Here is a 10,154-nt window from a genome sequence, read left to right as displayed (position 1 = left end):
CCGTTCGGCGTTAGATTGTGTCGTACTGACGAAAAGGGGAGAGCGATGGACGAGCAGAGCCGCCAGGGGATCGCCGACGTGGCCGAGGAGTGGGAGGTCCGGGCGAGCGGGACGCCGTTCCAGGGCAAGGTCACCGGGGTGCGCAGCGAGGAGGTGCGGATGCCCGACGGCAGCTGGGCCCGCCGCGACTACCAGACCCACCCCGGCTCGGTCTCGGTGCTCGCCCTGGACGACGAGCAGCGGGTGCTGGTGCTGCGCCAGTACCGCCACCCGGTGCGCCAGCGGCTGTGGGAGCTGCCGGCCGGCCTGCTCGACGTGCCCGGCGAGAACCCGTGGCACGCCGCGCAGCGCGAACTGTACGAGGAGGCGTACTGCAAGGCCGGCACCTGGCGGATCCTTGCCGACTACTACACCTCCCCGGGCGGCACCGACGAGGCGCTGCGGATGTTCCTCGCCACCGACCTGGCACCGGCCGACGGCGAGCGCTACGCGGCCGAGGGCGAGGAGCAGGAGATCGAGGTCGCCTGGGTACCGGTGCCGGAGCTGATCCGGCTGATCCAGGCCGGGAAGCTGCACAACCCGACCCTGGTCACCGGCACCCTCGCCGTGCACGCCGCACTCACCGGCCCGGACGGGCTGGACGCGCTGCGCCCGGCGGACTCGCCCTGGCCGGCCCGTCCCTTCAAGGCGTGAGGCGGCCTGCCGAGGGGTGAGGCGGCCTGCCTCCTCCGAGACCCGGGAGGGCCCCCGCGGAGCATGCGTGACCGCCGCGCGTTGAGTCGTTGGGGTGATTTGCCGATTCGTACGACCGGATGTCACCTCGGCTGAGCCGGACGGTCGAACTACGCTTCGCAGACAGGGCGCCCGTCCCGGGCCGCCTCCGCTGAGCTCCGGAGGCTGGGTACCGGAAGCCGAGCGTCGGATGCCGAGCGCGGGATGACGTCGGGAGTGGCACGGGTGGCGAGGAAGACGGCGACGATGGACCTCGGCCCCGGCGCGCCCGCCGGGGCCGTTCCGGGCCTGGAGCGGCTGCCGGCCGGTCCCGCGCTGTTCGTCGGGCGGCGCGCCGAACTGGCCGCGCTGCGGGCGGCCGCCGCCCGCCCGGCGAGCGGGCGCTGCCCGGTGCTGGTGCTGGCCGGGCGTCCGGGCTCCGGACGGACCACGCTGGCCGCCCGCTTCGCCCGTACCGTTGCCGCCGACTACCCGGACGGCGTGCTGTTCGTACGGTTGTCCGCCCCGGACGGCGGCCGGGTGCCGCCCGCCCGGGCCGCCCGGCTGCTGCTGGAACAGCTCGACCCGCAGAGTGCGGTGCCGCTGCCCGGGGCGGGCGAGGACGGGCGGGACGAGCCGGGCTGCGTGGCGCTGCGCGAGGCGCTCGCGGGGCTGCGGGTGCTGCTCGTGCTGGACGACGTCCGGGATGCCGGGCAGGTGTGGCCGCTGCTGGCCGACGAGCCCGGCTGCCTGGTGCTCGCCACCACGGCCGGGCCGCTCACCGGGATCGAGGACATCGACCCGGTGATCCTCGGCGGGCTGGACCGGCAGGGCTCCGGCGAACTGCTGGCCGACCTGGTCGGCGGCACCCGGATCTCCTGCGACCCGGTCGGCGGGGCCGACCTGGCCGAGGCCTGCGCCGCCCGGCCGGCCGCGCTGCGGCTGATGGCGGGGTGGCTGCGCGGCAGTCCGAAGACCGCGGTCACGGACGCGGCGCGAGAGCTCAACCGGGTGGTGGGGGAGGAGACGGCGGTCACGGGGGCTTCCGCGGAGCCTGTTGCGGCCGCTGTGGAGAAGGAGAAGGAGAAGGAGAAGGAGCAAGGCGGGGCGCCGAGGAAGAAGAAGGAGGGGGAGCGGGCGGCGAAGTTTCCCGGCACTCCTCCGGCCGGCCCTTCCGGGTCCGTCGGGTCCGTCGGGGCCGTTGGGTCCGCGCGGGGCCCGTTGGGGAAACCGGTACCGGGGAAGGCGTCGGAGGGCCGGGCCGGTGAGCCCGCTCCCGGTGCTGCTGCCCCGGTGACCGAGTCGGCCGGTGATCCGGCGGCCTGGGTGAAGCCAGGCCCGGAGCCGGCCGAGCCGGTGCCCGTCCCCGACAACGACCCGCTGCTCGGCGCGTTCACCCTGGTGTACCGCGGGCTGCCGACGGCCCAGGCGCGGATGCTGCGCACTCTCACCCTGGCCCCGGCGCAGACCGCCGACCCGCGCACCGCCTCCGCCCTGGTCGGCTGCCCGGTGCCGGACGCGGCCGCGACACTGGCCGCGCTGGCCGAGTGGGAGCTGGTCGGCGAGGAGGCGCCGGCCGCCGACGGCACCCCGCGCTACCGGGTGCCCGGGCGGCTCTACCCCCGGCTGGTCCGGCTGCGCGAGCAGGAGGACCGGCCCGCCGAGACCGAGCTGGCCCGGGCCCGGCTGCTGGAGCGGCTGGTCCGGCTCACCGAGTCGGCCCGGGCGCTGCTCGACCCGGCGGCCGGCCCCGGCCCGGACCCGCTGCCCGCCCCGCTGCGGCTGCGCTCGGCCGCGCACGCCCGAGAGTGGCTGCTCGGCGAGCGGGAGCTGCTGCTCGGTGCGGTGGCCGACGCGATCGGCCAGGGCGACCTGGACGGCTCGGCCGGGCGGCTGGTCACCGCGCTGCTGCGGGCGCTGCCGCTGACCGGAGCCGCCGCCCCCACCGACCTCTACCGGCTGCACGAGCTGGTGCTGACCGTCGCCGAGCGCAACGGCCGGCCCCGCCGGGCCTCGGCCGCACTGCTCAACCTGGGCGACCTCCAGGCCTCGGCGGGTCGCTGGGAGCCGGCTGCCGCCCACTACCGGGCCGCCCTGGAGCACGCCCGGACGGCCGACGACGAACCGCTCTGCGCCCGGGCCCTGGAGAGCGCCGCCAACTGTCACCGTGCGCTCGGCGACGCGGTGCGGGCCGCCGACTGGTACGGGCGTGCGCTCGGCCTGCGGCAGGCGCTCGGGGACCACGCGGCCGAGGCTCGGCTGCTCGCCCGGGTGGCCGAGGCGCACACCGCGCAGCGCCGCTTCGACGAGGCGGACCGGGAGTACCGGGCCGCACTCGCGGTGCTGCGCCGACTGGGCGACGAACGGGGCCGGGAGGCCGTCGGGGCCGCACTCGCGGACCTGCGGGAACGCGTCGACGCCGGGTGGTGACGGGCGTTTCGGAGGTATTGTCGAAGATGCCCGGTTGCGAGGTCTTTGGTAGGTAAGTCGCAGGGGAAGCCTACGAACCTGCCAATGCGTGCGGGAAAATTATTCACTTTGGAAGGCTGACACGCCGACTGGGCTTCATTACACTCGGACTCAGTCGCGCAGCGATCCCCGCCCCGGGCTGTCCCGGAGGCTTCCCCACGTGCGCGTCGCCCACCGGTCTTCTCCGGTCGGGACCCCCATGGCAAGAGGACGTGTTTAGCCGTGAAGGTCGGCATCCCCCGCGAGGTCAAGAACCACGAGTACCGCGTGGCCATCACGCCCGCCGGCGTGCATGAGCTGGTCCGCAACGGACACGAGGTCTACATCGAGGACAACGCCGGTGTCGGCTCCTCGATCCCGAACGAGGAGTACGTGGCCGCCGGCGCCACCATCCTCGACACCGCCGACGAGGTGTGGGCCACCGCCGACCTGCTGCTGAAGGTCAAGGAGCCCATCGCCTCGGAGTACCACCGGCTGCGCAAGGGCCAGACCCTTTTCACGTACCTGCACCTGGCGGCCGACCGGGCCGGTACCGACGCGCTGATCGCCTCGGGCACCACCGCCATCGCGTACGAGACCGTGCAGCTGTCGAACGGCGCGCTGCCGCTGCTCGCCCCGATGTCCGAGGTCGCGGGCCGTCTGGCCCCGCAGGTCGGCTCGTACCACCTGATGCGCCCGGCCGGCGGCCGCGGCACCCTGCCGGGCGGCGTGCCCGGCACCCACCCGGCCAAGGCCGTCGTCATCGGCGGTGGCGTCTCCGGCTGGCACGCGGCCACCATCGCCGTCGGCATGGGTTACGAGGTGACCCTGCTGGACCGCGACATCAACAAGCTGCGCGAGGCCGACCGCATCTTCGGCACCAAGGTCAAGACCATCGTGTCGAACGCCTTCGAGCTGGAGAAGGCCGTCGTGGAGGCCGACCTGGTCGTCGGTGCCGTGCTGATCCCGGGCGCCAAGGCCCCGAAGCTGGTCACCAACGAGCTGGTCTCCCGCATGAAGCCGGGCTCCGTGCTGGTCGACATCGCCATCGACCAGGGCGGCTGCTTCGAGGACTCGCACGCCACCACGCACGACGACCCGACCTTCAAGGTCCACAACTCGGTCTTCTACTGCGTGGCCAACATGCCGGGCGCCGTCCCGAACACCTCCACCTACGCGCTGACCAACGCCACCCTGCCGTACGTGCTGGAGCTGGCGAACCGCGGGTGGAAGGAGGCGCTGCGCCGCGACGCCGCGCTCGCCAAGGGCCTGAACGTGCACGAGGGCCAGATCACCTTCCCGGCCGTGGCCGAGGCCTTCGGCCTGGAGTCGGTCTCCCTGGAGAACGTGCTCGCCTGAACCCCCTGACCGCCCGGCGGTCGTTCGCCCCCGACCCGATCCCTTCGGGTCGGGGGCTTCGCCGTGCCCGTGAACAGCGGGTTGACCGGGTAGGTCGCTCTGTCGTCAATATTTGTCGGTCATGTCACCCGCCCGCAGAAACGTTGGGGCCGGTGACCCTCCCATCCCTTGACAGCAGCCCGCTCGATAGTCGACACATCCTGCCCACTACCGTGGATTGTGTTGCTGCGAACGCCTTGAACGGCCTAGAGTCGCAAACCGTCGGCATGCTGCCACGCTGACGAATCGACATAGAGTCCTGGATGCCCAAGGAGGTAAGACGACTTGTGAATGAGTCGACAATTGCTCCCGGGGGTGGTCAGCCAGGACTGGCGGAGCTCACCGCCGGCCAGCCGAGTGAGGAGCCCGGGGCCCGGCAGCCCTCCGTGGGCTCGGCCGAGGTCGGCTCGGTCGCACTCCGTACTTTCGAAGCACGCCAGAACACAGCACAGGTGACCACGGTGACCGATCACGACGCCGACTTGGCGGCCTACGGCCTGGCCTACGGCGAGTTCGCCTACGGCGCCTACGACGACCCGGACGCCGAGTACGAGCCGGACCCGGAGTACGCCGCCACGCTGGCCCCCGACGCCGCGCGCCAGCGCCGCGAGCGGGTCGGCCCGACCGGCCGTCCGCTGCCGTACTTCCCGATCCCCGCGCCGGTCGCCGAGCACGGCCCCGCCCAGATCATCGCCATGTGCAACCAGAAGGGCGGCGTCGGCAAGACCACGTCGACCATCAACCTGGGTGCGGCGCTGGCCGAGTACGGCCGCCGGGTGCTGCTCGTCGACTTCGACCCGCAGGGCGCGCTCTCGGTCGGCCTCGGTGTCAACCCGATGGAGCTCGACGTCACCGTCTACAACCTGCTCATGGAGCGGGGCCTGACGGCCGATGAAGTGCTGCTGAAGACCGCGGTCCCGGGGATGGACCTGCTGCCGTCCAACATCGACCTCTCCGCCGCCGAGGTGCAGCTGGTCAGCGAGGTGGCCCGGGAGTCCGCGCTGGCGCGCGCCCTGAAGCCGCTGCTGCCCGACTACGACTACGTCATCATCGACTGCCAGCCCTCGCTGGGCCTGCTGACGGTCAATGCGCTGACGGCCGCTCACAGCGTGATCGTCCCGCTCGAGTGCGAGTTCTTCGCGCTGCGCGGTGTGGCGCTGCTGACCGAGACCATCGAGAAGGTGTGCGAGCGGCTCAACCCCGACCTGCGCCTGGACGGCATCCTGGCCACCATGTACGACTCGCGCACCGTGCACAGCCGCGAGGTGCTGGCGCGCGTCGTCGAGGCGTTCGGCGAGCACGTCTTCCACACCGTCATCGGGCGGACCGTGCGCTTCCCGGAGACCACCGTCGCCGGCGAGCCCATCACGACGTACGCGACCAACTCGGTCGGTGCCGCCGCCTACCGCCAGCTCGCCAGGGAGGTGCTCGACCGGTGCCGCCCCGCCGAGTGAGTCTCCCGGGTGCCGACGAGCTGTTCCGGACCACGGGAGGGATGGCGCTGTCGCCCTCCCTCGCACCGCGTCCGGCCGCCGAGGCACCCAGACCGGAGACCGCGCGGACCGTCAACGGACAACCGGACGGTGCCGAGGGCGCCGAGTCCGGCCAGGGCGCCCAGGACGACCGGCGGGTGACGCCGGAGCAGCAGACGGCCGCCACGGTGCCGGCGCCCGCGCAGCGGCCCGGCACGGCCCCCGGGCCCGCACCCGCCGCAGGCGCGGCCGGGAAGACCGTCTCGGGCGGCCGCGGTGCCGGTTCCGCCCCGGCGCCCCGGACGCACCAGGGTGCCGCCGAGGAGCAGCCCGGTGCCGCCGGCCGCGCCCGCCCGCGCGGCCGCGCGCCGCGCCGGCCCAGCGGGCGCGAGCGGCACGACGAGAAGATCACCGTCTACGTGTCCGCCGAGGAGCTCATGGACCTGGAGCACACCCGGCTGGTGCTGCGCGGTGAGCACGGCCTGGCCGTGGACCGCGGGCGGATCGTCCGGGAGGCCATCGCGGTCGTCCTGGCGGACCTGGAGCAGCGCGGCGAGGCCTCGATCCTGGTTCGGCGGCTGCGCGGCCGGTAGACGGCGCGCAGGGCGGCCGGCTGTTCCGCCGGGCGCCGAGGGGCCGCGGGACCGGCGTGGGGCGGCCGCCGGAAGGGGGGCAGGCCTGCCGGAAGGGCGGTAGGGCGTGCCGGAAGGGCGGTAGGGCGCCGGAGGCCGCGCGTCGGGACCGGGGCGAGGCCCTGGCGGCCCGAGGGCCGTGTCGGGCGCCGGAGGGCCGCTCCCGGGGCCGCGCGACCCCCTGGCGGGACACCGTGGTCGGTCCGCTGGGACGGGAGGGGCCGTCGGCCGGTATTCCGCGGGCACGGGCGAGGCGCGGGCGGGGCATCGGACCGGTCGGCCGGCAGCCAGGGCCGGGGCGGGCGCCGAGGGCCTCGTACGGGCCAGTGGGCGCCGGGTGGACATCGGTCCGGGGCCCGGGTGGAACGGCGTGTCGGGAGACCCCGGGGCGGGGCAGCAGGCGGGGACGGGTGAAGATGGACCGCCATGCCCAGTACCGCCGAACCAGCCGCTACCGCCGCGAGCGCGACCGAGGACCGGTCGCGGGGCGGCTTCCGGGTACGGCTGGACAACTTCGAGGGCCCCTTCGACCTGCTGCTCAGCCTGATCGCCAAGCACAAGCTGGACGTCACCGAGGTGGCGCTGGCCACCGTGACGGACGAGTTCATGACGCACATCCGGGCGATGGGCCCGGACTGGGACCTGGACGCGGCGACCGAGTTCCTGGTGGTGGCCGCGACCCTGCTCGACCTCAAGGCTGCCCGGCTGCTGCCCGTGGCGGAGGTCGAGGACGAGGCCGACCTGGCCCTGCTGGAGGCCCGCGACCTGCTGTTCGCGCGGCTGCTCCAGTACCGGGCGTACAAGCGGGCGGCGGCGCTGTTCGGCGAGCGCTGGGCGGCCGAGCTGCTGCGCCGGCCGCGGACCGCCGCCCTGGAGCCCCGGCACGCGGAGCTGCTGCCCGAGGTGGTCATCGGCACCGGGCCGCAGCGGTTCGCCGAGCTGGCGGCCAAGGCGATGGAGCCCAGACCCGCGCCGGTCGTCTACGTGGACCACATCCACACCCCGCCGGTGAGCGTGCGCGAGCAGGCAGGGCTGGTGGTGGGGCTGCTCACCGAGCTGGGTGAGGCCACGTTCCAGCAGCTGGTCGAGGACGCGCCGGACGACCTGGTGGTGGTCGCCCGCTTCCTGGCGCTGCTGGAGCTGTACCGGGAGCGGGTGCTCGCCTTCGAACAGCCGGAGGCGCTCGGAGAGCTGCTGGTGCGCTGGGTGGCCGAGGAGGGCCGGGTGGCGGTCGAGGTGACGGACGAGTTCGACCGGCCGGCCGGCGAGGTCAAGGAGGACGAGCGGTGATGAGCGGTGGGAACGAGGGCGGGCGGCCGGTGCGGCGTCCGCTGGGGCTGCCGGGGCGGCCGCGGGCCGAGGAGTGGCTGGAGCCGGCCTTCGAGCTGCTGCCGGAGCCGGTGGAGCCGGCAGAGCCGGTGGATTCGGGGGAACCGGCCGGGTCCGAGGCGGGGGGCGGCTTCGAGGCGGCGGAAGCGCGCGTCGTGCACCGGAAGTCGGCCTCGTCGACTTCCGGTGCCGAGGGGCCCGCCGACGCCGGGCTGCGGGCCGAGCTGGAGGCCGTCCTGATGGTCGTCGACGAGCCGGTGGCGGAGGAGCGGCTGGCCGGGGTGCTGGAGCGACCCCGGGCCGAGGTGGCGGCCGTGCTGCGCGAGCTGTCCGCCGAGTACACGGCCCAGGGCCGCGGATTCGACCTGCGGCTGGTCGCGGGCGGCTGGCGGTTCTACAGCCGGGACACCTGCTCCGCGATGGTCGACCGCTTCCTCCTGGACGGCCAGCAGGCCCGGCTCACCCAGGCCGCGCTGGAGACCCTGGCAGTGGTCGCCTACCGGCAGCCGGTGTCCAGATCGCGGGTTTCCGCCGTCCGCGGTGTGAACTGTGACGGCGTGATGCGTACCCTGGTACAGCGAGGACTGGTGGAAGAGGCCGGATCCGAGCCCGAAACAGGTGCGATCCTGTATCGGACGACGAACTACTTCCTGGAACGGATGGGGCTCCGCGGCCTGGACGAGCTGCCGGAGCTCGCTCCCTTCCTGCCCGAGGTCGACGACGTGGAAGCGGAGTCCCTGGAGGGCACGATGATCGCGGAGGCGGTCGCCGCCGCTGCCGCGCAGGCCGCGGACGGCAGTGGCGAGGCCGGTCGGGCCGGGCCCGATCGGTAGGGGGCGGTGAGGTCGGCCGAAACGACCGCACATCCCAGACGGAACGACGTACGGACACTTTGATGCGTAGCAGTGGCAACGGCAGGAACAGCAGCGGCGGCGGGAGCGGTCGCGGCGGACAGGGCGGGGGCCGGGGCGGCGGCTCCTACGGCGGCGGCAGCGGCCGCAGCGGCTCGGGTGCGCGTGGAGGTTCGTACGGCGGCGGCAGCGGCCGCGGCGGCTCGGGTTCGGGTTCGCGCGGAGGCTCGTACGGCCGGGACGACCGGCGCGACGACCGGCGCGACGACCGCCGCGACGACCGCCGCTACCCGGACCGCCCGCTGCGGCCCGAGGAGCGCAAGTACGACCGCCCCGAGTACGGCGGCGGCCCCAACGCGACCCCGGCCCGCGGTGGCTACGCCGGCCGGCGCCCCGGCCCGGCCCCGCGCCCGCGCCGTGAGGGCCAGGGCGCCCCGGGCGACCCGCGCCGCCAGCCGCAGCGCTCCCGCGAGCTCCAGGCCAAGATCGAGGACGCCGTCCTCGCCCGGCATGACAAGCCGGCCGCCAAGCTGCCCAAGACCTTCGGGGAGCCCGAGGGTGAGCGCCTCCAGAAGGTGCTGGCCCGGGCGGGCGTCGGCAGCCGCCGCGCCTGCGAGGAGCTGATCGAGCAGGGCCGGGTCGAGGTCAACGGCAAGCGCGTCACCGAGCAGGGCAAGCGGGTCGACCCGCAGAAGGACGAGATCAAGGTGGACGGCCTGACCGTCGCCACCCAGTCCTACCTGTTCTTCGCGCTGAACAAGCCGGCCGGCGTGGTCTCCACCATGGAGGACCCGGACGGCCGCCAGTGCCTGGGCGACTACGTGACCAACCGGGAGACCCGGCTGTTCCACGTCGGCCGCCTGGACACCGAGACCGAGGGCATCATCCTGCTCACCAACCACGGCGAGCTGGCCCACCGCCTCACCCACCCGCGCTACGGCGTGACCAAGACCTACCTGGCCGCGATCCAGGGCCCGATCCCGCGCGACCTGGGCAAGCAGCTGGCCCAGGGCGTGGAGCTGGAGGACGGCTACGCGCGCGCCGACAGCTTCAAGGTGGTCTCCAACGTCGGCAAGAACTACCTGGTCGAGGTGACCCTGCACGAGGGCCGCAAGCACATCGTCCGCCGGATGCTGGCCGAGGTCGGCTTCCCGGTCGAGAAGCTGGTGCGCACCCACTTCGGCCCGATCGCCCTGGGCGACCAGAAGTCGGGCTGGCTGCGCCGCCTCACCAACCCGGAGGTCGGCCAGCTGATGCGCGAGGTCGGCCTGTAGGCCCGTCCGCTCCGCCGGAGCCCCGGCCGCACGTGCTGC

At 74.2% G+C, this 10,154-nt stretch carries 8 protein-coding genes; all 8 read left to right on the top strand.

The genetic code is table 11. From position 1 onward, the window contains the following. Window positions 1–45 precede the first annotated feature (45 nt). The 8 genes from ACFU7Y_RS31690 (at window position 46) to ACFU7Y_RS31655 (ending at window position 10,115) form a co-directional block, all read left to right on the top strand. Complete coding sequence (locus ACFU7Y_RS31690; RefSeq protein ID WP_224284713.1) at window positions 46–693, top strand: NUDIX hydrolase; 648 nt, start codon at window positions 46–48, stop codon at window positions 691–693. 264 nt (window positions 694–957) lie between these two features. Then, the gene (locus ACFU7Y_RS31685) at window positions 958–3,141 is read left to right on the top strand and encodes an AAA family ATPase (RefSeq protein ID WP_380770451.1); all 2,184 of its coding nucleotides are present in this window, start codon (window positions 958–960) and stop codon (window positions 3,139–3,141) included. A gap of 261 nt (window positions 3,142–3,402) precedes the next feature. After that, window positions 3,403–4,518, top strand: a complete 1,116-nt coding sequence (gene ald / locus ACFU7Y_RS31680; RefSeq protein WP_224284826.1) for an alanine dehydrogenase — start codon at window positions 3,403–3,405, stop codon at window positions 4,516–4,518. 425 nt (window positions 4,519–4,943) lie between these two features. Further along, window positions 4,944–6,011 (top strand): ParA family protein, encoded by a 1,068-nt coding sequence (locus tag ACFU7Y_RS31675; RefSeq protein ID WP_369808367.1) that lies wholly within the window; start codon window positions 4,944–4,946, stop codon window positions 6,009–6,011. Between the two features lie 41 nt (window positions 6,012–6,052). Then, window positions 6,053–6,622: a hypothetical protein gene (locus tag ACFU7Y_RS31670; protein ID WP_380770450.1), complete on the top strand. Its 570-nt coding sequence runs from the start codon at window positions 6,053–6,055 to the stop codon at window positions 6,620–6,622. 465 nt (window positions 6,623–7,087) lie between these two features. Then, complete coding sequence (locus ACFU7Y_RS31665) at window positions 7,088–7,951, top strand: segregation and condensation protein A (protein WP_380770449.1); 864 nt, start codon at window positions 7,088–7,090, stop codon at window positions 7,949–7,951. A gap of 278 nt (window positions 7,952–8,229) precedes the next feature. After that, window positions 8,230–8,823 (top strand): SMC-Scp complex subunit ScpB, encoded by a 594-nt coding sequence (locus tag ACFU7Y_RS31660; protein ID WP_374120168.1) that lies wholly within the window; start codon window positions 8,230–8,232, stop codon window positions 8,821–8,823. A 62-nt stretch (window positions 8,824–8,885) separates the two neighbouring features. After that, a complete protein-coding gene (locus ACFU7Y_RS31655; RefSeq protein WP_380770448.1) occupies window positions 8,886–10,115 on the top strand; it encodes a pseudouridine synthase in 1,230 nt (409 codons plus the stop codon). The last annotated feature ends 39 nt before the right edge of the window (window positions 10,116–10,154 follow it).

The organism is Kitasatospora sp. NPDC057542, assembly GCF_042801945.1.
In the GTDB taxonomy this organism is placed as follows: Bacteria; Actinomycetota; Actinomycetes; order Streptomycetales; family Streptomycetaceae; genus Kitasatospora.
This window is presented reverse-complemented; position numbering and strand designations above follow the sequence as displayed.